Below are 25257 nucleotides of genomic sequence, written 5' to 3'. Positions count from 1 at the left end.
CCCTTTTAATACTTCCTTTTTCGGCAAGCTACCCAATTACCCAAGTAGGTAATCAGCTCTCCTATCCGTGCTCTCCAACAAATCAAAGACGCAACTTTTCCCAAACCATCCGCGTTTCTTTGCGGCTGGTGTACACATTTTGTTCCCAAATAGTTAGCGGGTAGGAGATAAAGCGCGCCCTAGTATACCGATCAATTGCGGTAACAGGGATCTGTTATATCAACCATACTGCTGGTAGGAGGAGCTAATATGTTGAGTAGAAAGTGTTAAATTGTATCTAAATATGATCTTATGTGGTGTATAGTTGCTCGCAGTAAATTTCAGGGGGCGCCATGGCTCAAATAAAGCAGCTTCTTTCCAATAATGTGAAGTGGTCTAAAACCATCAAGGAAGACAATCCGGCTTACTTTGCGGAACTGGCAAAATCTCAGCACCCCGAATACCTATGGATAGGTTGTGCTGACAGTCGTGTACCGGCGGAGCGCCTGACAGGACTGGACTCGGGCGAGCTCTTCGTTCACCGAAATGTCGCCAACCAAGTGATTCACACCGACCTCAACTGTCTATCTGTCGTGCAATACGCTGTCGACGTGCTTCAAGTCAAACATATCATTGTGTGTGGCCATTACCGCTGTGGTGGTGTTCATGCTGCTATCGAAAACCCTGAGCTTGGCCTCATCAATAACTGGCTACTTCATATCCGCGATCTTTACCGCAAGCATAAGCGCTTCTTGAGCGCTCTTTCTTTGGAAGAGCAAGGTAACAAGCTTTGCGAAATCAATGTTGCTGAGCAGGTTTATAATCTGGGCAACTCCACCATACTGCGCGCGGCTTGGGAGCGTGGACAGGACGTGAAAATTCACGGCTGGTTCTATGACATCAGCGATGGTGTATTGAAAGATTTAGGAATGACGGCAAATAGCCGGGAAACACTGGAAGCAGGTTATGAGTCTGCGATGGCTGAATTGGTGCCAGAATAATCCCGGAAAATCTCAGAAATGTACAGATACAAAAAAGCGACCAAAAGGTCGCTTTTTTCATGACTGTCAGGTCATTAACCTTCCAGTGGTACCACTTTACCGATGTATGGTAGGTGGCGATATTTCTGAGCATAGTCGATGCCCACACCCACGACGAATTCGTCAGGGATTTTGAAGCCATACCAATCTACATGTACATCTACTTCACGGCGCTCCGGTTTGTCGAGCAACGTACAGATGCGGATAGACTTAGGCTCACGAATAGACAGGATTTCGCATACTTTGCTCAGGGTGTTACCAGTGTCGATAATGTCTTCCACCAGTAAAACATCTTTCCCTTTGATGTCATCATCCAGATCTTTCAGGATACGCACATCACGGGTACTTTCCATCGCATTGCCGTAGCTTGATGCTGTCATGAAGTCGACTGAATGAGGCAGCTCAATGGCACGCGCCAAATCCGCCATGAATACAAAAGAACCACGCAACAGGCCAACCATGACCAGGTCCTGAGAATCTTTATAGTGCTCAGTGATTTCAGCACCCAACGCTTTCACACGCTGTTGGACTTCCTGCTCTGAAATCATCACTTCTACGGTATGTTTCATTCTAACCCTCGACGGCTATCCGCCAGACTACCTGTGTAAATGAGGTCGGTCATTCTACCACTGCCGCCAGCTCAAGCCTACTCTCGATGCACGTCAAAATTTCGACGCTCAATGGTGTCAAGCCGTTGTTAAGCAACTTGTTGCTGTTGTACACTCCGCAAGCAGTTGTTAAGTAAAGCGTTACATCAATATAAAGTTTGCCAGATATAAGCAAACCAAACTCGTTATAAGTTGGCAGGAACCAGGATGACTACATCAAGTGGACGTACAAGGACCCGTTTGTCGCCTGAGCAGAGAAAGGAACAACTGCTCGGCTATGCGCTGGAAGTGTTTTCAAAGCGTGGCATCGGGCGTGCAGGACATGCTGATATCGCAGATATGGCACAAGTCTCTGTAGCGACAGTGTTTAACTATTTCCCTACACGAGAAGATCTCGTCGAAGCCGTACTCAAAGAAGCGGAAAAAGAATTTCAACAGATTATTGCCCGCCACCTTCATCTGGGCAAAAACCAAATCCGCAATTCACTTTCATTTGTGACTTCCGCTGTCATCGATGCAGCACTCGCAGATAAAGAATGGCTCAAAGTCTGGTACGAGTGGAGCACTTCCATTCGCGAAGACATCTGGCCTAATTTTGTTGAAGGCAAGAACGTGGTACTCGAGCAATATACCGCCCTTTTCAATCAAGGCATTCAAGAGGGGGTTATCCCCGAGCGCCGCTCAGCTATCGAACTGGCGCGACTCTTCGACGGTGTTTGCTACATTCTTTACCTTCAATCCAACCAGCAACCTGACAAAGAAGCTTTGATTCGTCAGGCTGATGGTTACATTGATATGCTCTGCGGGCATTAAACTCCGAAGGTCTGTTGATCTTAGTATTCAACCAATAAAAAACCGGCATTCGCCGGTTTTTTTGTTCTTCCGTGGTACCCAGCCGATTCAAGAGGCTTCAAATAGTACCGGCGGATGTGGCCTGATATCGAGCCTCACCTTATCGCCCATATCCAGCAACTGATTGGAGTACACCATTAAACTCTGGCCATTCACATCTACCAGATAACGGCAGCTATCCCCCATAAATTGCACATCACTCACGACACCATTGCCCGAATCATCCGGAGTAATCGAGAGATTTTGTGGGCGGATAAGCCATTCCAAATCGCTTCCATTAGCGGCCTGCTCAACAGGCCACTCTCCTAATGGTGTATACATTTTACTGTCGCCATTCACAGAAACCGGCACGTAAGAACCGTGCCCCAGAAAATCTGCAACAAATCGACTACTTGGGCTGTAATAAAGCTCCGTCGCCCCGCCGTATTGTTCGATAACGCCTTTGTTCATCACTGCCAGCTTGTCGGCAAACGCAAAGGCCTCCTCGCGGCTGTGAGTGACGAAAATGGCCGTCACGCCCTGCTCTTTAAAAATCTTACGGATTTCTTTGATCAAGCTATGGCGCACTTGGGTATCGATGTTGGAAAAAGGTTCATCCAATAGCAGTAAATCCGGCTTGCCAGCCAGTGCACGTGCAATCGCTACACGCTGCTGCTGCCCTCCAGAGAGTTGGTGCGGGTAGCGCGTATCCAAGCCATCTAGCTTCACTAACGCCAACATTTCTTTGACGCGCACATTGGTCGCAGCTTTATGCCAACCTTTCAGCCCAAATGCCACATTTTCCGCAACCGTTAAATGCGGGAACAAAGCATAGTCCTGAAAAATCATGCCTATGTTGCGCTGCTCAGGTGGCACATTCAGCGAAGCTCCAACGATCTGACGACAGTTAATCATCATCTCTCCGCCGTCGAGCGGCAATAGACCCGCGATAGCTTTCAATAAAGTCGTTTTACCGCAGCCGCTCGCCCCCAACAAACAGACAATTTCGCCTTTCTCGACGCGGAAGGAGAGATCATTCAGCACTGCCTGGCCGTTATAACGACAAATCAGATTGCTTACAGTCAGTGCACAACTCATGAGTGGCTTTGCTCCAGAGAACGGTTAATCATGATCAAAGGGATAAGTCCGACCAGCACCAGCAATACCGCAGGCAATGCGGCGTACTCCAAGTGCTCGTCAGAAGCATAGTTAAATACATAGGTCGCCAGCGTTTCGAAATTGAAAGGACGGAGCAGCAAAGCAGCATTGAGCTCTTTCATCGATTCGATAAACACCAACAGCATGGCAATCAAACAGCCACGTCGAATCAAAGGCAACTGCACGCGCTGAATCATACTGCGCACGTTGCATCCCATAGTGCGTGCAGCCATATCCAGCGAAGGCGATACCTTCGCAAGGCTGGACTCAACGCTACCAATAGCAACCGCACTGAAACGTACCACAAATGCCGTCAACATAGCGAACATGGTGCCAGAAAGAAGGAGTCCCGGACGTCCCCAATCCAAGGCTTTAGCAATATCATTGATAATGTGATCGGCGCTGGTTAAGAAAATCAGCACCCCAATCGCCAGCACTGTCCCAGGCACAGCATACCCCATTGAGGCGATACGAATGGGCACATTACTCGCGGCGCGGCCGGACAGACGCTTATAGAAATTCACTAATAGCGCAATAATCAATGCAACTACCGCCGCAATCGCCGATACATAAAGGCTGTTCACACTGTATTGTGCAAAATCTTCCACCGAACTGCTGGAATGGTAATCCCACGCATAGATAAGAAGCTGACCAAGCGGCGCGATAAACGCGATGGTAAACAGCCCCCAGCACCAAACCGTTGCCAGCATCTTGTACTTACCACGAAGTGGCGATTTGGCAATGGTATCCGGCGTGACATTCTGGCTGAAAAGCTTCTGTTTGCGGCGGCTATAGCGTTCACTACTGATCAGCACAAAAATCACAACCAGCATGATGGCAGAGATTTTCGCCGCGGCATTGAGGTTGGAATAACCCAGCCAGGTGTCGTATACCGCTGTTGTCAGCGTGCTCACTGCGAAATAGGAAACGGTACCGAAATCACCCAGCGCTTCCATGGCAACCAGCGAAGCCCCAACTGCGATAGCAGGACGGGCAAGCGGCAGTGAGACACGGAAAAAGCTTTGGGTCGGAGTGCAGCCAAGCAGGCGTGCAGATTGGGTCAACGTCAGGCTTTGTTCCATGAACGCCGCACGGGCAAGAAGGTAGATATACGGGTACAGCACTAACGCCAAGACAAAACATGCACCCGGCAAGGTACGTAAATCAGGGAACCAATATTGCGCGGCTGACGTCCAGCCGGTCACATCCCGTAAAAGGAGTTGGATAGGGCCCGCGAAATCAAACCAATCAGTATAGATATAGCCAACAATATAGCCGGGCATTGCAAGGGGAAGTACCAAGGCCCACTGCAACCAACGGTCACCGGGAATGGCATAGTTGGCCATCAACCAAGCAGAGGGAATGCCCATTAATAGGGAAAGAGAAACGGTTCCCAATACCAACAATGCGGTATTGAGCGTGTAAGTACCCATCACCGTCGACATCAGGTGACCGAAGACTTCGTCGGATTCACCAAGCGAAGTGTAAAAGATTGCCAAAATAGGCAAAACCAGCAGCAGGGAAAACACCCAACTACTGGCTTTCAAAAATCGATTCTGTTCTAACATTGCCTACAACATTATGGCGTCAGAATGCAGTAAGGGGGAACCAAGTTCCCCCTTTACCATTACAGGTCGAATTTCACTTCATCAAGAAGTTTCATCGCTGTTGCGTAGTTATCCGCAATGGTTTCAAGTGGCAGATCGTCTGCAGTGTATTCACCCCAAGATGCCACCAGCTCAGAGCTTGCAACGCCCGGCTTAACTGGCTCTTCGTAGTTCACTTCCGCGTACATCTTTTGTGCCGCATCTGACGTCAGGTACTCCATCAGTTTTTGTGCGTTTTCTTTGTTTGGCGAGTATTTCGCCATCGCCATACCGCTGATGTTCACGTGTGTGCCGTCAGCTTTTTGGCCAGGGTAGTTCAGGTATACACTCTCAGCCCAAGGGATTTGCTTCTCGTCTGCCAGCATTTTACCCAGGTAGTAGCTGTTACCCAGAGACACGTCACACAAACCTTCAGAGATCGCTTTGACTTGTGCACGGTCGTTACCCTGTGGTTTACGAGCCAGATTCGCTTTCACGCCTTCCAGCCACTCTTTTGCTTCTGCTTCGCCATGGTTAGCAATGATAGAAGCAATCAGGGAAACATTGTACGGATGCTTACCAGAGCGTGTACAGATTTTTCCTTTGAATTCAGGCTTCGCCAGATCCATGTAATCAAAGTCCGCACCCAGTTGACCTACACGGTCACGAGAAGAGTATACCGCGCGAGAACGCGTAGTCAGGGCAAACCAGCGGTCTTCACCATCACGGTATTGAGCAGGTACGTTTTCATCAATGATGTTGCTATCAACAGGTTGAACCAGATCTTTATTTACCAGCTCCATCAGACGAGAGATATCAACGGTCAGCAGAACGTCAGCCGGGCTGTATTCGCCTTCCTGCTCAACTTTCTCAGCCATACCTTTCTTAGCAAACTTCACGTTTACCTTGATACCTGTCTCCTTGGTGAACTGGTCAAGCATTGGCTCAATCAGAAACGGCTGACGGTAAGAGTATACGTTAACTTCTTCTGCAGCTTGCGCTACGCCTGTACCCATAACTCCAAACATCAGTGCTGATGCAGTCAATAGCTTTTTCATATCCTTGATTCCCTAAAGTGCAAATTCAAATGAGAACGTTTATCAATGCGATTAGTATACACACCAAATATGCGTATGCAATACGTTATGTAACCGATAAATAGCAAAAAGCCCCGCATCCAAAGGATGCGGGGCTTGGTAGCAGCTAGAAATGTTACATATTATTTCACGCTAACAAACTCTGGGTAAGCATCAACACCACAGTCGTGGAAGTCCATGCCTTCTAGTTCTTCTTCTTCACCCACACGGATACCCATGGTGGCTTTCAGCACTGCCCAAACCGCCAGGCTTGCACCGAATACCCAAGCAAAGATAACTGCTGCGCCGAAGATTTGAGCGCCGAAGGTCGCGTCAGCGTTGCTGAAAGGTACTGCCAGCAGACCAAACAGACCACAAGTACCGTGTACAGAGATAGCACCTACTGGATCATCAATCTTCAGTTTGTCCAGACCAACGATACTGATAACAACCAGTGCACCAGACAGACCACCGATAGTCAGTGCCGCGACTGGAGATGGTGACAGTGGGTCAGCAGTAATCGCTACCAGACCAGCCAACGCGCCGTTCAATACCATTGTCAGGTCAGCTTTACCCCAAGTGGCTTTACACACTGCCAGTGCCACAATAGCACCTGCCGCCGCTGCCGCATTGGTGTTCAGGAAGATTTGACCAACTGCTGTTGCGTTTTCAAAGTCTGACACCATCAGCTGCGAACCGCCGTTAAAGCCGAACCAACCGAACCACAGGATGAAAGTACCCAGGGTCGCCAATGGCAGGTTTGAGCCTGGAATTGGGTAGATTTGACCGTTCTTACCGTATTTGCCTTTACGTGCACCCAGCAGAAGAACACCCGCCAATGCCGCTGCAGCACCCGCCATGTGAACAATACCTGAACCTGCAAAGTCGCTGAAACCTGCTTCTGACAGGAAGCCACCGCCCCAAGTCCAGTAACCTTCCATAGGATAGATAAACGCCGTCAGTACAACAGAGAACGCCAGGAAAGCCCAAAGCTTCATACGCTCAGCTACTGCACCAGAAACCACAGACATTGCAGTCGCTACGAAGACAACCTGGAAGAAAAAGTCAGATTCAAGAGAGTGGTCCGCGCCTTCGCTTTGAGTACCAATCAAGGCACCGAACGATGGCAGCCAGCCGCCTTCCGTATTGTCGACGTACATGATGTTGTAACCCACCAGCAGGTAAGTCGTACATGCAATCGCATACAGACAAACATTCTTGGTGAGAATTTCCGTGGTGTTTTTAGAACGCACCAGACCAGCTTCCAGCATGGCAAAACCTGCCGCCATCCACATTACCAGTGCACCTGAAATTAAAAAGAAAAAGGTATCGAGCGCATAACGCAGCTCTGTCACAGTTGTAGTCAGTTCCATCTTTCTTACTCCCCTAAACCCTTAAATCGCTTCTGCATCCATCTCGCCAGTACGAATACGTACAGCTTGCTGGAGGTCATAAACAAAAATCTTTCCATCGCCAATCTTGCCGGTCTGTGCCGCCTTACTGATGGCTTCAATAATTTCGTCAACATTCTCGCTGTGCGCTGCAATTTCCAGCTTCACTTTAGGCAGGAAATCTACCTGGTACTCTGCACCGCGATACAATTCGGTATGGCCTTTCTGACGACCAAAACCTTTGACTTCTGACACTGTCATACCATCCACGCCGACTTCAGCCAGTGCTTCGCGCACATCATCGAGCTTGAAGGGTTTGATAATTGCGTTGATCAATTTCATTACCGTCTCCTTGAACCAGAAAATATTTGTGTTCTGGTTAACTTATAAACAAATGATGTGCCAGTTTTTTATTTTGTTTAATTTCAATTATTTAAATTAAATGTGAGATATATGCAAAATGACATGCACCATATTGGTGCACGAAATTCACCGTGATCAGGCAGGAAGTCAAAATAGGTATAACGACGCACCAAAAAGTTGCGTCAGGAAAGTTAGACAAAGGAAGGATAAAAGATTGGACTAACGGTCATCCATTACCGTTATCTTTAAATATCAGTTAATTAGCGACCATAGCGGCGGATGAAGTCTTGCCATGCTTCAAGCACCAAAAGGAGGTCTTCTGGCCCACAAAGTGACACACTTTCCTCTTCATAGGCATGAAGATCCACATCTGGCATCTCTTCATCACTGCCTTCAAGCACGATATTGGCCTGCACCAAGGCTTCTTCCTGTGTCAGTTGCAGGAGGAACACTTTACCTGAGCGAGTCCATTCACCACCTTGCTCCATGACCAGCTTCAGATTTTCCAAAACTTCATCAATGGCATCATGGTCTGTGCCAAGTTCATCAACCAGCCAGCGCCCCAGAGCCTCATGCCCCATTGATAGTTCCGCATGAAAGCTATCATCTAAAGTATTGCGTCGAAATTCATAATCCACGTGGTATCCTCGATATCACTATGTATGCCAGCCATTTACCGAACTGGCGGTTGGAAAGTTTGCTCATTGTCAGGATCTGAAGACCTAATGCAACTCAACAGCATGATCGCGCGTCAAATCGTCGAACGTACGATGAAAATCATCGGCTTTTCCGTCAACGTGATGGATGAGCAGGGCCTAATTATAGGCTCCGGCGATCCGAGCCGTCTGCATCAAAAGCATGAAGGCGCATTATTGACACTTGCTGAGTCGCGCGTTGTTGAGATTAATGAAGCAACCTCAAACTTGCTGATGGGCGTCAGACCGGGGATTAATCTTCCTGTGGTGTTTAACGGTAAAGCTATTGGTGTTGTCGGGATCTCGGGCGATCCGGACAAGGTGAGAAGCTATGGCGAGCTGGTCAAGATGACCGCCGAGCTCATCGTTGAGCAAGCCGCGTTGATCTCCCAGATGCAGTGGGATAAACGCCACCGGGAAGAGCTACTACTTCAATTGATACGCGAATCCGAGCTTAACGACCGTCAGTTAATATCCATCGCCCAGCGACTGGATTTGGATTTAGAACAGCCCCGTGTCGCCGCCGTGATTAAACTTTACCCCCATCAGGCTGAGTCACTTTCCCTGGAACACCTCCAATCAATGGTACACATGCTCGAGCACCCTGAGCGGGACAATTTGGTGGGTATTACCTCAGTCTCTCGAAACGAAATCGTGGTGCTGAAACCGATCAGTGTTGATAACGGAGAATGGTCGAGAAAGTCTGAGCAGAAGAAAGTAAAACAGCTGCTCAAGCGCATTGCGGAACAAAAAGCTTTCCGTGCTCAGATTGCCTACGGTGGCTATTTTCCTTCCCTCAAAGGACTTGCCAAATCCTATCAAACTGCAATCGCAACACTTTCATCAGGCCATGCTGAAGAGCCGGTACTTTATTTTGAAGATCATGCCCTTGCGGTATTGTTGAGCGCCATGCCTGAGCAGGATTGGCGAACCCAGCAACTTCATTCCCTGTTCACCACTTTGGTTGACCATGATGCACGCGGTACGCTGGTGAAGACTCTCACTGCATTTTTTGAGCAGAACTGTGATTTAGTTCAAACGTGCGAAAAGCTGCATATTCACCGAAACACGCTGCGCTATCGTCTGCAGCGCATTTCGGAGATAACAGAGCTAGATATCAATAAGTTAGAAGACAAAACCCTGCTTTACCTTTCCTTTATTACCTGGCATCAAAAACACTAATTTTGTGCAAATGAACAAATAAAGCCGTAATACTCCACACTATATTTGGGCGAGCGCCTAAAGCTTACGTCTTACCTCAGGCGTACAGTGCAGACAGTTATTCGTTTCAGCAGAGAAGTATGAGATGACTGAAGTTTCAACCTTAGGTGCACTGGCTGCCCTGATCGTTTCTATCACCCTTATTCTGAGAAAAGTGCCGCCAGCCTACGGCATGATCATTGGTGCCCTAGTGGGCGGTATTGTCGGTGGCGTATCACTGACTGACACCGTTTCCCTGATGATTGGCGGTGCACAGGGCATTGTTACTGCAGTGCTTCGTATACTGGCAGCGGGTGTGCTGGCTGGCGTGCTGATTGAATCTGGCGCGGCTACCACCATTGCTGAAACCATAGTGAAGAAAGTAGGTGAAACCCGCGCCCTATTGGCACTTGCAGTCGCCACCATGATCCTCACCGCCGTTGGCGTGTTCGTCGACGTGGCAGTGATTACTGTAGCGCCAATTGCGCTGGCGATTGCTCGCCGTGCCGACCTGTCGAAAATGGCTATCCTACTGGCGATGGTTGGCGGCGGTAAAGCCGGTAACGTGATGTCACCAAACCCGAACGCCATTGCCGCAGCTGATGCTTTCAATGTCCCGCTAACCTCTGTGATGGCAGCAGGTGTCATTCCTGGCCTGTGCGGTATGTTTGTCGCGTATTTCATTGCACAGAAGCTGGTCAACCGTGGCAGTAAAGTCGCCGCATCGGAAGTCGTTGAAGTAGATATGAGTCGCCTGCCTTCGTTTGGCGCAGCCATTGTGGCGCCTATGGTCGCAATTTCTCTTCTGGCACTTCGCCCGATTGCCGGCATCAATATTGACCCATTAATCGCCCTACCGTTGGGTGGCCTTTTAGGTGCCGTTGCCATGCGCCGCTTTAAGGACACCAACCACTTTGCAGTCTCTGGCCTTAACCGCATGGCGCCGGTTGCAGTGATGCTTCTCGGTACCGGTACGCTGGCGGGCATCATTGCCAACTCTGGCCTAAAAAGTGGCCTGATTGATTTGCTAACAAGCTCTGGCCTGCCTTCTTACCTGCTTGCCCCGTTCTCCGGTGCGCTGATGTCGCTGGCCACCGCATCCACCACGGCAGGTACCGCCGTCGCGAGCAGTGTTTTTGCTAATACTATCCTTGAGTTAGGTGTTCCAGCTCTAGCAGGCGCGGCGATGATCCATGCTGGTGCGACTGTGTTCGACCACATGCCTCACGGCAGCTTCTTCCATGCAACTGGCGGTGCCGTTCACATGGACATGAAAGAGCGACTCAAACTTATTCCTTATGAATCAGCGGTCGGTTTCGTTATCGCGCTGGTTTCGACTCTGATCTTTGGCGTGTTTGGCCTGTTTGTTTAAAAGGACGTTGCTGATGAAAATTGTTATTGCTCCTGATTCTTACAAAGAAAGTCTGTCTGCGATGGATGTGGCTGTTGCAATCGAAAATGGCTTCCGCCGCGTGATGCCAGAAGCCAGCATCGTCAAACTGCCCATGGCAGACGGCGGCGAAGGCACAGTGCAATCCCTGGTCGATGCCACTGGCGGCAACATTATTCAAACTAAGGTTACTGGCCCACTCGGTACACCCGTTGAAGGCTTCTTTGGTCTTCTGGGTGATGGCGAAACCGCTGTTATCGAAATGGCTGCAGCTTCAGGCCTTCATTTGGTTCCACCCACAGAGCGCAACCCTCTGGTAACCACCAGCTTCGGTACGGGTGAACTGATTAAAGCTGCACTGGATCATGGCGCCAAACACCTGATTGTCGGTATCGGCGGCAGCTCAACCAACGATGGTGGTGCAGGCATGGCTCAAGCACTTGGCGTTAAGCTGTTGGACAAAGACGGACAAGCGATTGGCTTTGGTGGCGCTGCATTGGCAAGTCTTCACACCATTGACTGTAGCGAAGTCGACTCCCGCCTCAAAAACGTAAAACTCGAGGTGGCCTGTGATGTCGACAACCCACTGTGTGGTGAAAAAGGCGCGTCAGCGATTTTCGGCCCGCAAAAAGGGGCGACACCAGAAATGGTCAAAGCGTTGGATGCTAACCTTGCTCACTATGCTGACCTAATGAAATCAGAGCTTGGCAGCGACGTGAAAAACAGTGCCGGTGCGGGTGCCGCAGGCGGTATGGGTGCTGCGTTGATGGGTATTTTCCATGCTGATCTGCGTCCAGGTATCGAAATCGTGATGGATGCCGTTAACCTGTCAGAGCAGCTGAAAGATGCAGATCTGGTCATCACGGGCGAAGGCCGGATCGACAGCCAAACCATTCACGGCAAAACCCCAATTGGTGTAGCACGCTGTGCCAAGCAATTTAACCTGCCAGTCATCGGCATCGCAGGTAGCATCACTCAAGATAGCGTTGTGGTGTATGACCACGGGATCGATGTGTTGTTCAGCGTGGTATCAGGTGCATGTACCTTGGAAGATGCGCTGACTAATGCCAAAGAGAATGTTGAACTGACCGCTCAGAATGTAGCGAGAACATTGAAGTTAGGACCTAAGTCCTAGGTCCTAGGTCCTAGGAAATCAGTATCCCCTATAACGAACAAAGCCTCCCAATTAGGAGGCTTTCTTTTATCAGTTATTCAAGCATTAAACCGCTGCTTGGATAATCACTTCATCCGCTTTCTTGGTGTATTGATCCATGCGGTGGAAGTTCAGGTAACGGTAGGTATCTGCCGCTGTCGCATCGATTTGCTTCGCGTATTCCAGATACTCTTCAACCGTCGGGATACGACCCAGGATAGCACCAACAGATGCCAGCTCAGCAGAAGACAGGTAAACATTCGCACCTGTACCCAGACGGTTCGGGAAGTTACGGGTAGAGGTAGACAGTACGGTTGCCTTGTCAGCAACACGCGCTTGGTTACCCATACACAGTGAACAGCCAGGAGTTTCGATACGTACGCCAGCGCGGCCATAGATACCGTAGTAGCCTTCTTCAGTCAGCTGGTCTCGGTCCATCTTAGTTGGTGGAGCGACCCAAAGACGGGTTTCCAGCGTGCCACCGAATTTATCCAACAGTTTACCTGCTGCACGGAAGTGGCCGATGTTGGTCATACAAGAACCGATGAATACTTCATCTACCTTGTCGCCAGCAACGTCAGACAGCAGACGTGCATCATCTGGGTCATTTGGCGCACAAAGGATTGGCTCGTTGATCTCAGCCAGATCGATTTCGATCACTTCTGCATATTCTGCATCTGCGTCAGCTTCCATCAGCTCTGGGTTCGCCAGCCATGCTTCCATCGCAGAAATACGACGCTCGATGGTACGACGATCGCCGTAACCTTCGCTGATCATCCACTTCAGCATCACGATGTTAGAAGACAGGTACTCTGCCACTGACTCTTGAGACAGCTTCACAGTACAACCTGCAGCAGAACGCTCTGCTGATGCATCAGACAGTTCGAATGCCTGCTCAACCGTCAGGTGCTCAACACCTTCGATTTCCAGAATGCGGCCAGAGAATGCGTTGATCTTACCTGCTTTCTCTACCGTCAGCAGGCCTTGCTTGATGGCGTAGTAAGGAATCGCATGTACAAGGTCACGCAGAGTGATACCTGGCTGCATTTCACCTTTGAAACGAACAAGGATTGATTCTGGCATATCCAGAGGCATCACACCGGTCGCTGCTGCGAATGCAACCAGACCAGAACCTGCTGGGAACGAAATACCCAGTGGGAAACGGGTGTGTGAGTCACCGCCGGTACCTACTGTATCTGGCAGCAACATACGGTTCAGCCATGAGTGGATAACACCATCACCCGGACGCAGGGAAACACCGCCGCGGTTCATGATGAAATCTGGCAGCGTGTGGTGAGTGTTCACATCAACTGGCTTAGGATACGCCGAAGTGTGACAGAAAGACTGCATAGTCAGGTCAGCAGAGAAGCCCAGACACGCCAGGTCTTTCAGCTCATCACGAGTCATAGGGCCAGTAGTGTCCTGAGAACCTACTGTGGTCATCTTAGGCTCACAGTAGGTGCCAGGGCGGATACCTTCAACGCCACATGCTTTACCTACCATTTTTTGACCAAGGGTAAAGCCCTTACCAGAGTCAGCCACTGGTTGAGGACGACGGAAAACGTCAGATGGAGCCAGACCCAGTGCTTCACGCGCACGGTCTGTCAGGCCACGGCCGATGATCAATGGAATACGGCCACCTGCGCGTACTTCATCGTAAAGTACGTCAGTTTTCAGGGAGAACGTAGACAGCACGTCGTCAGAGCCGTGGCTGCGAACCTCACCTTTGAACGGGTAGATGTCAATCACATCGCCCATGTTCAGCTTGGAAACGTCCAACTCGATTGGCAGTGCGCCAGCATCTTCCATGGTGTTGAAGAAGATAGGGGCAATTTTGCCACCCAGACAGAAACCGCCTGCGCGCTTGTTTGGAACGTTTGGAATGTCATCGCCCATGAACCAAAGTACAGAGTTGGTCGCAGACTTACGAGAAGAACCCGTACCGACAACGTCACCCACGTAAACCAGTTGGTGACCTTTTTCTTTCAGTGCTTCGATTTGCTTGATTGGACCAACCACGCCCGCTTGGTCAGGGTTGATACCGTCGCGCTCGTTTTTCAGCATCGCCAGAGCGTGCAGTGGGATGTCTGGACGAGACCAGGCATCCGGTGCTGGTGAAAGATCATCAGTGTTGGTTTCACCAGTCACTTTAAATACTGTCAGGGTGACTTTTTCAGGAACATTCGGCTTGGAAAGGAACCACTCAGCTTCCGCCCAAGACTCCATCACCTGCTTCGCAAATGCGTTACCCGCTTTCGCTTTTTCTTCTACATCGTAGAAAGCATCGAACATCAGCAGAGTGTGAGAGAGCGCTTTAGCCGAAATTGGCGCCAGTGCGTCATCATCCAGCAGAGCGACCAGTGATTCGATGTTGTAGCCGCCTTGCATGGTGCCAAGCAGTTCAACTGCGCGCTCTTTACTGATCAGTGGAGAGCTGTCTTCGCCCTTCGCTACAGCAGACAAGAAGCAAGCTTTAACATATGCCGCTTCGTCTACGCCTGGTGGAATTCGGTTTTCCAGCAGATCGATAATAGTGCTTTCTTCACCGGCAGGTGGGTTCTTGAGCAGTTCAATTAGGGCTGCGGTTTGCTCCGCATCAAGTGGTTTAGGGACGATGCCCTGAGCAGCACGTTCTTCGACGTGTTTACGATAGGCTTCAAGCACGACGTTTTCCTCATATTGCGGTCCGGCCGTCGCGGCCAGACATCCTTGGAATTAAGCTCGGCTAGCAGGCACCGGATGAAATGTAGGAGGTAGCTATCTTTCTATGGTGCCCTGCATAACGAAGCTGGCATGTTATCACTTTTTAACCAAATTTTAAATTCCGGGCATGGAATGAAACATCTGATTTGTCAGTGAGAACGAAGTGGTCACTTCGTTCTCTGCGTCCTTTAGAATTGGGACCCGACTATAAAATAGAACGAATCGAGATCATTTTCTGTACGACCATAGGCGACAATGATTGGCCCCAATGGTGAATCGACCCCAGCAAATATACTGCCTGCGGTGTAAAACGGTATATCTTTTAGTGAAAAGTCTGGGTTGTTCCACACTCCACCGTATTCGAAGGAAGTGCCTAAATACACAGGAGATTTAAACAATCCAAAGTCGTTATCCAGCAGACGATAACGATAAACCAACGCACTGTAAGCGATATTGTTCGCCCAGAGCGAATCTCTTGGAATACCTGACAGGTTCAGAAAGCCGCCCAGCTCATGTGGCTCAATCAATACATTGCCCACTCTGGCATTGATGGTGCCATATTTCGCTTTGCCGTAAAGGGTGTGCTTGCCCCAGTTTTGGGCGTAGATACCTTCTACATTAAGCACCGCCGCTTCACTGTCCGAACGCTCACCCTGAGATTTCAGACTATCTTTTGCATAGCCAAGAGAGGCATCAATATAGGCGCCGTAGTTCGGGAAGACCCGGTTATCCAAAGTGTCGAGAGTAAACGAAAGATATGGCATGGCTCGTTCATAGTCGCTCCGGTAACTTTCACTGCTCGCCACTTTCTCTTCGCCGTAAAGATGGCGGTAACCCAGCTTAAACTCGCCCCACAGCTTTGGCTGCCAACCCACACTGATATCACCAATTACCTCGCTGTAACGAACGCCGACGGCAAAAGTATCATTGCCCAGTACCGGCTCTTCCTCTCTAAAGTAGGCATCACGCTCTCTGACCTCGAACCCACCCAGGATTTCCGCAAAGAAGGTCTGCTCGGCGGAGAATGGTAAATAGAGTTCAGCCTGTGCTTTCTTGTCAGTACCTAATTCAAACGTCGAGCGAAGCTCTGCGCCATAATCCGAAAGCCCCGTAGTGTTGATACTCACGCCCGCAGAGAAATTGGTATCTGACTCGAAGTTATCTTCAAGGGCAAAGCGGAAGTCGACAAAGTTCGGCCCCCAACTCTTTTCCGCTACATCAACGACCAGCACATTTTCCTTACCTACCTGTTCAAGGTGGTAACGCACGGTTTCGAACCGATCCAGCGCATAGAGGTTCTGTACCGACTTCTCAAGATTCTCGGAATCCATTTTGCCGGTTTCCAGGTCTAGACGGGCTTTAAGTACTTCGTCAGAGAAGCTGGTGTCGTTGTTAATCACGATACGGTCCACATCCAACGTGTCACCATAAAGCATCATTCGGCGGCGCTTTTGTTTTTCTTCCACATACTCCTGATATTCACCGGAAGTCAGGCTCACTTTTTCCAGCGCCGCCCGATTGGCCATGGCGATCTCATAGCCTTTCTGCAGTGCTTCCGGCACACGGTCAAACTCTGTGGTTTCCATATCACCCACATCCGGGGTCAACAGGAAATCGTTCTTATCCATGTTTCCGATTTGTTTTTCCGTGCTCTGGCGAACCATAAAGTTCACCAACTGATTCATAACCTGAAGGTAAGAGCCCAGCTCTTCTGCCGGGTAGTAGTCGGTACTAATATCGACAGCAATGACGATATCAGCACCCAGCGCTTTCGCTACATCAACGGGTAAGTTATTCACTGAACCGCCATCGACCAGATAATGCCCATCCAGCTCCACAGGAGGCAATGCCCCCGGTACAGCCATACTTGCAAGCATGGCTTCGGTCAGTTGCCCATCACCGATGACAACGGGAATCAGTCGCTCAATGTCTGTTGCAACGGCTCGGTATGGCACCACCATTTGGTCAAACGATGCAAAGGAAGGCAGATTGCCCGTCGAGTCTCGAAGAATACGGATCATATTCTGACCCTGAACAACCCCTTGCGGTGTTTTCAGACTTTTAAAATCGAAGCCGAGATTGGTGGAGAGGTTATAACGGTCTTCATGCTCTTTGTCGCGGATACGACGGTCGCCGCGGTAAACTCTGTCCTGATAACCTTCATTCCAGTCGATGGATTCCATCATGGCACCAATTTCATCAGCACTCATGCCCGTGGCATAAAGTCCACCTACATAGGCACCCATACTGGTACCGGCAATGTAGTCCACAGGGATGTGCATTTCTTCCAAAGCCTTTAGCACACCTACGTGTGCTGCGCCTTTCGCGCCCCCGCCACCCAGTACTAAACCAATAGTTGGTCTTTGAGAATTATTTTCCGCAAACGCTAAAGATGCAGACAGCGTGGCCGACAACAGTATCGCTGCAGTAACCAACCTGCCCTTTAGAAGCCTAATCAACATTTTTTGCTGCCTTGCAATTTCAATGTTCCATGAACGCTAATAACGACGCCGAACGCATATCGGCACCACGGAGAAAAGCATGTATTTCACGCGGTTAACTATAAAACAGAAACTCATTTTTGCGATGATCTCAGCGGTTATCGCTTCCACCACCCTCGTCAGTTTCCTGAGTCTCACCAAAGCCCACGATATGGTAGAGGCGCGTCTGCTCGACAATGAGCTGCCACTACTTCTCACCAATATCCGTGAAGAAGTGGAGCAAAGTGTCACCCAACTGAAAGCCGCCGCAGAGCAATTGGCCAGTATGCCAATGATGGCAACCGCCGTTCAGGCTGCTGGGGACCCACGCTCCAAGTCGGATATCGTTGAGACACTTCAATCCCTTAAACAACAATACCAATTAACGGATGCTTCTGTCGCCAACCGTGCAAACGGTGACTACTGGAACCAGGACGGCTTTCTGCGTCAACTGAAACCAGAAGACAGCTCCTGGTTCTTTAAACTGGTCAGCAGCGGTAAAGCGCGCACCACCAGTGTATACCGGGAAGATAACGGCGACCTGAAGCTGTTTGTAAACTATCAACAGCTTAACGGATCCCTATTGGCTGGTCTGTCCCGTTCAATGGATAACATGGTCAACTTCATGAACCAGTTCAAAGTCGAGCAGAGTGGCTTTGTATTTATGGTTTCCCGTGACGGCCGAGTGCAGTTGCACCGCGACAGTGCCCACATGGGCAGCAGTAACATCTCTCAGATGTATCAGGGAAATGTTCGTGACCTGTTAATTCAAAGTGACTTTAACCTGATTGCGACATCAACCGGTGAGCGTGATGTTCTTTTGGCATCCAGCTACATTCCTTCTTTGGATTGGTTTGTAGTCGCCGAAGTGCCGACCGGCGAAGTTTACGATGAACTCACCAGCACGGCACAGCAGATCATCCTGCTGTCCGTCTTGGTGTGTGCGCTGATTGCCGTTGCTGCGGTATTCCTTGCATCGACTATCACCCGTCCTATCTCCGATTTGGCGAAAGTTTTCCGTGATATCGGTGAAGGCGAAGGCGACCTCCGCCAACGTCTTGAGGTAAAAGGCAACGACGAAATCGGTCAACTTGCGCAGGGCTTCAATGGTTTCGTCAGCAAAATCCATCAAGTGGTGGGTGATGTTGCAGCCACCAGCCAGTCACTTAACAACTCGGCTTCTGTCGTGGCTGAGCAAGCGCAAATGACCCAGAATCAGAGTCAAAGTCAGCGTGACCGTACCATGCTTGTTGTTACCGCCATCAATGAAATGGGCGCGACAGTGAATGAAATCGCGGCCAATGCTGCTCATGCGGCGGATTCAGCCAACAATGCAGCGAATGAAACGGCGACGGGCCAGAGCGTGGTCATGTCGGCGCAAGACAGTATTCAGCAGCTCGCCACTGACATGGACAACATGGCAGAGGTGATCCGCAAGCTGGCTGGTAATACCCAGCAAATCGGTGGAATTTTGGATGTTATACGTGGCGTTTCAGAACAAACCAATTTACTGGCCCTGAATGCAGCGATTGAAGCGGCACGTGCTGGCGAACAAGGGCGCGGCTTTGCGGTGGTTGCCGATGAAGTGAGAAGCCTTGCCAGCCGAACCGCGGAATCCACCAATGAAATTCAGACCATGATCGATGATCTGCAGAAAGAAGCGCAATCTGCTGTTGAAGCGATGGAGAGCAGTCAACAACTGACCTTCCAGGGCGCGGATGCGTCACAGAATGCCTCTTCAGCACTGATGCAAATCAACGAGCAAATCGTACTGATTTCAGACATCAACACTCAAGTCGCAACAGCGACGGAAGAACAGTCGACCGTCGTTGCTGACATCAACCGCAACATCGAAGACATTAACGAAACCACTCAGCAAACCGCAGATACGGCTGAGAACATGGCTCGTGCCAGCGATGAGTTGCGGGAACTTTCGCATACACTCGACGAACTGGTAAAACGCTTTAAACTTTAAACGTTGCCAAAAAAAACAAAAAACGCCGCAATTGCGGCGTTTTTTGTGCGTGAACGCTTAGACTCTGAAAGCGCCAACCACGCTGTCGAGTTGTCGGCTTCTTTCCGCCAGATTCAGGCACACACCTTCCACTTCTTCCAGGTTATCGTGCACTTGCTTTCCATTTTCCACGATACCGTGAATGTTGCGGTTAATGTCTTCCGATACTGTCTTTTGCTGAGAAGACGCTGCTGCGACCTGACTGTTCTGGTCATTGATGGTGACAATCATGGTGGATACTGCATCCAGGTATTCCGAGGTTTGCTGGATTTGAGCGACGGTCTTCTGGCTCGCTTCGCTACTTTCATCCATAGCTACCACGGCATTCTTGGTGCCGGTTTCAAGGCGCTCAATCATTTCACGGATCTCTTCCGTACTTTGCTGAGTCTTGTTCGCCAGCACGCGCACTTCATCGGCAACAACAGCAAAACCTCGACCCTGCTCACCCGCACGCGCAGCTTCAATCGCCGCATTCAATGCCAGTAAGTTGGTTTGTTCTGCGATGCCACGAATCACGTCGATGATTGACGCAATGCTGTCGACATCATTGTTAAGAGTACCAATGGTCGATTGTGACTGCTCAATACGCTCACGAAGCGATGCCATGGCGCTCACAGTGCTCGCAAGGCTATCCTGCGCTGCGCCCACTTCCTGCGTCGCAGTATGAGTTGCTTCTGCTGCTTCCGAAGCGTTTTCGCTGATCTGGAAGCTACTGGCACTCATTTCCTGTACCGCAGCAGCGATCATGTCGCTTTCACGTTGCTGACTTTCTGTTTGCGTCACACTGCTTCGCATCGCCGTTTCGATCTGCTCTGTTTGAGCACGGACATCATGAGAGGCATCAACAACCTGCTTGATACTGGTTTGTATCTTTGTGACAAATTCATTGAATGCGTTACCAAGTTGTCCAATTTCGTCTTGTGATTGCACTGACAGTCGCTGCGTTAGATCGCCATCTCCTGAAGCAATGTTTCTCAGTGCTTCCAACATTTCATTGATCGGCTTCATCAGCATTCGGGACAGCACTATCCCGCCGACCAGTGCCAGAATAAGCGCAGCGAACGTGCCACCAACAATCAAGCGCTCAGCGCTAATCGTGGACTCAGCGATTTCGCCGGAAACTCGTTTAGTCGCAGCCTCAATCGCCTTCTCAAGGATCTTGATATCACCTCGGATGTCGGCGAAATCGTCGGAGAGAGCCTTATGTTGCTCTGCATATCGAGCTTTCGCGGTGGAAGGCTCGTTAATAATCACTTCCAAAGCATCAAGCCAACGATCCGTCTTCTGTGTGAGTCGGTTTAGATCAGCCTGAAGAGATCTATCGACAATGCCCGTATCAATCAGAGATTGAAAGGATTTCATACGCTGTACCGCTTTCGGTGCATTGTCATAAAACTCGAATTGCTGCACTTCAATCGTTGCTGGTGATACTCCTCGCGCCAGCAAACCTTCCAAACTTCCCAGCGACTGATAGAGGTCTCGGTAGGCATCTTCAATATCAGTGAATGTGGGCTGAAGCTGCTCATTAAGCTCTTCGTTGAGCGTAATTTGTCTTTCAAAAGTCTGATAAGACGCCACTAAGACGCCAGTAAAAATGGTGCTAACAAACGCAAGCGGTATAAAAAGCTTGGTCTTAAACGAAAGTTGGCTAAACGCAAACATGGGAACCTCAAACTGCATAAACGATCGATGGGTATTGTTGAAAAAGCAAAAAGGTAGGGCTGACAGAAAAGTGGTGATGAGCACACACGCTGTCAAAAAGGGGAACCAAATAGGCTTACGCTAAATCAGACAAACACACGATCAATGTCCGCAATATTATGCGTTTTTTCAATTATTCAGAAACATTATCAAACACTTCTTTGACCTAATCGAAATAAAAATACGCTGACCGTTTAAAAATTTTAAGACTGGTTCAAAAAGCCGTTATATCAAGCTCTTACGCTTGTAAAGTAACGCTAACACCAAGCCTAATTTATTAAACAGCAGAAATAAAAAAGCGCCTCCTAAGAGACGCTTTTCAATTCTGGAATCAGAAATTATTTTTTCTTCTTCACCGCTTTCGCATTTGGAAGGTCAGTAATCGTGCCTTCAAACACTTCTGCAGCCAGACCAACAGACTCATGCAGAGTCGGGTGAGCGTGGATGGTCAATGCGATGTCTTCTGCATCACAACCCATCTCGATAGCCAGACCGATTTCGCCTAGCAGTTCGCCACCGTTGGTACCAACAATCGCACCACCGATAACACGGTGAGTGTCTTTGTCGAAGATCATCTTCGTCATACCGTCTGAGCAGTCAGACGCGATTGCACGGCCAGATGCAGCCCATGGGAAGGTAGCAACTTCGTAGTTGATGCCTTGTGCTTTCGCTTCTTTCTCAGTCAGACCAACCCAAGCCACTTCTGGCTCAGTGTACGCAATGGAAGGAATCACTTTCGGATCGAAGTAGTGCTTCTTACCAGCGATAACTTCAGCCGCTACATGACCTTCATGAACACCTTTGTGAGCCAGCATTGGCTGACCTACGATGTCACCGATCGCGTAGATGTGCGGTACGTTGGTACGCATTTGCTTGTCAACGTTGATGAAACCACGCTCATCAACTTCAACACCTGATTTCTCAGCGTCCAGCAGCTTACCGTTAGGTACACGGCCGATAGCAACCAGTACTGCGTCGTAACGAGTCGGCTCAGCAGGTGCTTTCTTACCTTCCATCGTTACATAGATGCCATCTTCCTTCGCTTCAACCGCAGTCACTTTGGTTTCCAGCATCAGGTTGAACTTCTTGCTGATACGCTTGGTGAAGACTTTAACGATGTCTTTATCTGCTGCTGGGATAACTTGGTCGAACATCTCAACCACGTCGATTTGAGAACCCAGTGAGTGGTAAACAGTACCCATCTCCAGACCGATGATACCGCCACCCATAACCAGCATTTTCTCAGGAACTTCTTTCAGTTCCAGTGCATCGGTAGAGTCCCAGATGCGTGGATCTTCATGCGGGATAAATGGCAGTTCGATTGGGCGAGAACCCGCAGCGATGATTGCGTTGTCGAAGTTAACAGTGGTCGCGCCATCTGCACCTTCAACCACGATGGTGTTAGGACCGGTAAATTTACCGTAGCCGTTAACCACGTTCACTTTACGCATCTTAGCCATGCCGCCAAGACCGCCAGTCAGTTGGTTAACAACTTTCTCTTTCCATACGCGGATTTTGCTGATGTCTGTAGTTGGTTCACCAAATACAACACCGTGGTCAGCCATCGCTTTTGCTTCTTCGATAACTTTCGCAACGTGCAGCAGTGCTTTCGATGGGATACAACCCACGTTCAGACACACACCACCCAGCGTGCTGTATTTTTCTACCAGAACGGTGTCCAGACCCAGGTCTGCACAGCGAAACGCCGCTGAATAACCTGCAGGACCCGAACCCAGTACGACGACTTGGGCTTTGATTTCTTTACTCATTCTGACCTCGTTGTAGTCTTATATCCCTGACTAAGAGTTTTATTATTTTGGACCATTTGTTTCACTGCGCGGTACATCTGCAGCCTCGCATTTGGCCTGACATTTTACAGCCGTGTTAACAAGCTGAAAAATAAAAACCCATAGCCTGTGAGCTGTACATCAAATCAGCGTTCGCCATATGCAGACGAACGCTGATCGGGGGAGTGTTGCCTTACAGTACCAGACGGCGAATGTCTGACAGACACTCGTTCAGGTAAGTAATGAAACGTGCACCGTCTGCACCGTCGATCACGCGGTGATCATACGATAGAGACAATGGCAGCTGCAGGCGAGGCGCAAATTCTTTGCCGTTCCATACAGGTTTCATTTCTGACTTAGACACACCCAGGATTGCAACTTCAGGTGCGTTCACGATTGGCGTGAATGCAGTACCACCGATGCCACCCAGGCTGGAAATAGTGAAACAACCACCTTGCATGTCAGCTGCAGTCAGCTTGCCAGCACGTGCTTTCTTCGATACTTCCATCAGCTCAGAAGACAGCTCATAGATACCTTTCTTGTTCACGTCTTTGAAGACAGGAACAACCAGGCCGTTTGGCGTGTCTACTGCGATACCAACGTTAACGAATTTCTTCAGGATCAGGCTCTCACCGTCTTCAGACAGCGAAGAGTTGAACGTTGGGAATGCTTCCAGCGCTTTCGCAACAGCTTTCATGATGAACACCAGTGGGGTGATCTTCATGCCAGTGTCTTTCTTCGCTTCGATAGCATTTTGTTCTTTACGGAATGCTTCCAGCTCTGTGATGTCAGCGTTGTCCCACTGAGTCACGTGAGGGATCATTACCCAGTTACGGTGTAGGTTCGCGCCAGAAATCTTCTTGATGCGAGACAGAGGTTGAACCTCAGTTTCACCGAACTTGCTGAAATCAACTTTCGGCCAAGGCAGAAGGCCTAATGCTGCGCCGTCACCTTTACCAGAAGCAGAAGCCGCCGCACCAGATTCCAGACGCTTCAGCGCGTCTTTCACGTAGTTCTGAACGTCTTCTTTCAGGATACGGCTCTTACGACCAGTACCTTTCACTTTCGCCAGGTTAACGCCAAACTCACGAGCCAGACGACGAACAACTGGAGACGCGTGTGCGTACTCGTTGTTTTCCTGGAAATCACCAGTTGCTGCTGGCGCAGAAGCTGCTGCAGGTGCCGCAGCAGGAGCTGGAGCCGCTGCAGGAGCAGATGCTGCTGGCGCTGCCGCCGCTGGTGCAGGTGCTGCACCCGCCACTTCAAATACCATGATCAGCGAGCCAGTAGACACTTTGTCGCCTGCTGCTACTTTGATTTCTTTCAGCACACCTGCGAATGGTGCAGGAACTTCCATAGAAGCCTTGTCACCTTCAACAGTGATCAGTGACTGCTCTTCTTCGATGCTGTCGCCGATTGCTACCATGATTTCGGTCACTTCGACTTCGTCACCACCGATATCTGGAACGTGAACTTCTTTCACGCCGCCAGCGACTGGTGCTGCCGCAGGAGCTTCTGCTGCTGGAGCCGCTGCAACTGGTGCTGCTGCGCCTGAACCTGCAGTTTCGAAAACCATGATCAGTGAGCCGGTAGACACTTTGTCACCCGCTGCTACTTTGATTTCTTTCAGAATACCAGCGAAAGGAGCTGGTACTTCCATTGATGCTTTGTCGCCTTCAACAGTGATCAGAGATTGCTCTTCTTCAATGCTGTCGCCAACCGCTACCATGATTTCAGTGACTTCTACTTCGTCGCCACCGATATCTGGTACGTGAACTTCTTTCAGTTCAGCCGCTGCTGCTGGAGCAGGTGCCGCTGCTGGAGCGGCCTCTGCTGCAGGAGCAGGTGCAGCTTCAGCTGCACCCTCGGCTTCGAAAATCATGATCAGAGAACCGGTAGAAACTTTGTCGCCTTCTGCGATTTTGATTTCTTTAACCACACCGGCCTGTGATGCAGGTACTTCCATCGACGCCTTGTCACCTTCAACGGTGATCAGCGACTGATCTTCTTCAACTTTGTCACCAACGCTAACGAGGATCTCAGTAACTTCAACCTCATCGGCACCGATGTCTGGTACGTTAATTTCGATTGCCATTTGATAT

18 protein-coding genes are annotated in these 25257 nt (G+C 49.7%); 6 read left to right on the top strand and 12 right to left on the bottom strand.

The window, feature by feature from the left end:
- Positions 1-332 precede the first annotated feature (332 nt).
- Entirely contained in the window at positions 333-980 is a 648-nt protein-coding gene (gene can, locus GCE9029_RS19295; protein WP_062666068.1) for a carbonate dehydratase, read from the top strand.
- 74 nt (positions 981-1054) lie between these two features.
- Here the strand turns inward: can and hpt are convergent, their stop codons facing one another.
- Positions 1055-1588: a hypoxanthine phosphoribosyltransferase gene (gene hpt / locus GCE9029_RS19290; protein WP_002537431.1), complete on the bottom strand. Its 534-nt coding sequence runs from the start codon at positions 1586-1588 to the stop codon at positions 1055-1057.
- Positions 1589-1834: 246 nt separating this feature from the next.
- On the opposite strand from hpt, the gene GCE9029_RS19285 reads away from it, so the two are divergent.
- Complete coding sequence (locus GCE9029_RS19285; RefSeq protein WP_062666066.1) at positions 1835-2440, top strand: TetR/AcrR family transcriptional regulator; 606 nt, start codon at positions 1835-1837, stop codon at positions 2438-2440.
- Positions 2441-2527: 87 nt separating this feature from the next.
- On the opposite strand, the gene GCE9029_RS19280 is transcribed toward GCE9029_RS19285, so the two are convergent.
- The 6 genes from GCE9029_RS19280 to GCE9029_RS19255 all read right to left on the bottom strand — a co-directional run bounded on the left by GCE9029_RS19280 (position 2528) and on the right by GCE9029_RS19255 (position 8670).
- The gene (locus GCE9029_RS19280; RefSeq protein WP_062666064.1) at positions 2528-3556 is read right to left on the bottom strand and encodes an ABC transporter ATP-binding protein; all 1029 of its coding nucleotides are present in this window, start codon (positions 3554-3556) and stop codon (positions 2528-2530) included.
- Entirely contained in the window at positions 3553-5184 is a 1632-nt protein-coding gene (locus tag GCE9029_RS19275; RefSeq protein WP_062666061.1) for an ABC transporter permease, read from the bottom strand. Before GCE9029_RS19275 ends, GCE9029_RS19280 begins: the two co-directional genes overlap by 4 nt.
- A 59-nt stretch (positions 5185-5243) precedes the next feature.
- Positions 5244-6260: a Fe(3+) ABC transporter substrate-binding protein gene (locus GCE9029_RS19270; RefSeq protein WP_062666059.1), complete on the bottom strand. Its 1017-nt coding sequence runs from the start codon at positions 6258-6260 to the stop codon at positions 5244-5246.
- Positions 6261-6421: 161 nt separating this feature from the next.
- Entirely contained in the window at positions 6422-7651 is a 1230-nt protein-coding gene (locus GCE9029_RS19265; RefSeq protein WP_002537422.1) for an ammonium transporter, read from the bottom strand.
- A 21-nt stretch (positions 7652-7672) separates the two neighbouring features.
- Positions 7673-8011 (bottom strand): P-II family nitrogen regulator, encoded by a 339-nt coding sequence (gene glnK / locus GCE9029_RS19260; RefSeq protein WP_002537421.1) that lies wholly within the window; start codon positions 8009-8011, stop codon positions 7673-7675.
- Between the two features lie 281 nt (positions 8012-8292).
- A complete protein-coding gene (locus GCE9029_RS19255; protein WP_062666057.1) occupies positions 8293-8670 on the bottom strand; it encodes a YacL family protein in 378 nt (125 codons plus the stop codon).
- A gap of 87 nt (positions 8671-8757) precedes the next feature.
- On the opposite strand from GCE9029_RS19255, the gene GCE9029_RS19250 reads away from it, so the two are divergent.
- From GCE9029_RS19250 to GCE9029_RS19240, 3 genes are all read left to right on the top strand, one after another.
- The gene (locus GCE9029_RS19250; RefSeq protein ID WP_062666055.1) at positions 8758-9909 is read left to right on the top strand and encodes a sugar diacid recognition domain-containing protein; all 1152 of its coding nucleotides are present in this window, start codon (positions 8758-8760) and stop codon (positions 9907-9909) included.
- Positions 9910-10033: 124 nt separating this feature from the next.
- Positions 10034-11299, top strand: a complete 1266-nt coding sequence (locus GCE9029_RS19245) for a GntP family permease (RefSeq protein WP_062666053.1) — start codon at positions 10034-10036, stop codon at positions 11297-11299.
- 13 nt (positions 11300-11312) lie between these two features.
- Positions 11313-12452: a glycerate kinase gene (locus GCE9029_RS19240; RefSeq protein ID WP_062666051.1), complete on the top strand. Its 1140-nt coding sequence runs from the start codon at positions 11313-11315 to the stop codon at positions 12450-12452.
- Positions 12453-12536: 84 nt separating this feature from the next.
- Here the strand turns inward: GCE9029_RS19240 and acnB are convergent, their stop codons facing one another.
- Positions 12537-15134 carry a bifunctional aconitate hydratase 2/2-methylisocitrate dehydratase gene (gene acnB, locus GCE9029_RS19235; protein ID WP_062666050.1) on the bottom strand — a complete coding sequence of 866 codons (2598 nt, stop codon included), beginning with the start codon at positions 15132-15134 and terminating at the stop codon, positions 12537-12539.
- 227 nt (positions 15135-15361) lie between these two features.
- Complete coding sequence (locus GCE9029_RS19230) at positions 15362-17635, bottom strand: patatin-like phospholipase family protein (RefSeq protein ID WP_062666048.1); 2274 nt, start codon at positions 17633-17635, stop codon at positions 15362-15364.
- A 79-nt stretch (positions 17636-17714) separates the two neighbouring features.
- Here GCE9029_RS19230 and GCE9029_RS19225 point away from each other — a divergent pair, with 79 nt between their 5' ends.
- Positions 17715-19628, top strand: coding sequence for a methyl-accepting chemotaxis protein (locus GCE9029_RS19225; protein ID WP_062666045.1), 1914 nt, complete (start codon positions 17715-17717; stop codon positions 19626-19628).
- Between the two features lie 57 nt (positions 19629-19685).
- Here the strand turns inward: GCE9029_RS19225 and GCE9029_RS19220 are convergent, their stop codons facing one another.
- The 3 genes from GCE9029_RS19220 to aceF all read right to left on the bottom strand — a co-directional run bounded on the left by GCE9029_RS19220 (position 19686) and on the right by aceF (position 25250).
- Positions 19686-21245, bottom strand: a complete 1560-nt coding sequence (locus GCE9029_RS19220; protein WP_231870168.1) for a methyl-accepting chemotaxis protein — start codon at positions 21243-21245, stop codon at positions 19686-19688.
- Between the two features lie 461 nt (positions 21246-21706).
- Positions 21707-23137: a dihydrolipoyl dehydrogenase gene (gene lpdA / locus GCE9029_RS19215; protein ID WP_002537408.1), complete on the bottom strand. Its 1431-nt coding sequence runs from the start codon at positions 23135-23137 to the stop codon at positions 21707-21709.
- Positions 23138-23348: 211 nt separating this feature from the next.
- Entirely contained in the window at positions 23349-25250 is a 1902-nt protein-coding gene (gene aceF, locus GCE9029_RS19210; protein ID WP_062666043.1) for a pyruvate dehydrogenase complex dihydrolipoyllysine-residue acetyltransferase, read from the bottom strand.
- Positions 25251-25257: the final 7 nt, after the last annotated feature.

The organism is Grimontia celer, assembly GCF_900055185.1.
Classification (GTDB): Bacteria; Pseudomonadota; Gammaproteobacteria; order Enterobacterales; family Vibrionaceae; genus Enterovibrio; species Enterovibrio celer.
Note: the sequence above shows the minus strand (reverse complement) of the source record. Positions and strands in the feature narration are given on the sequence as shown.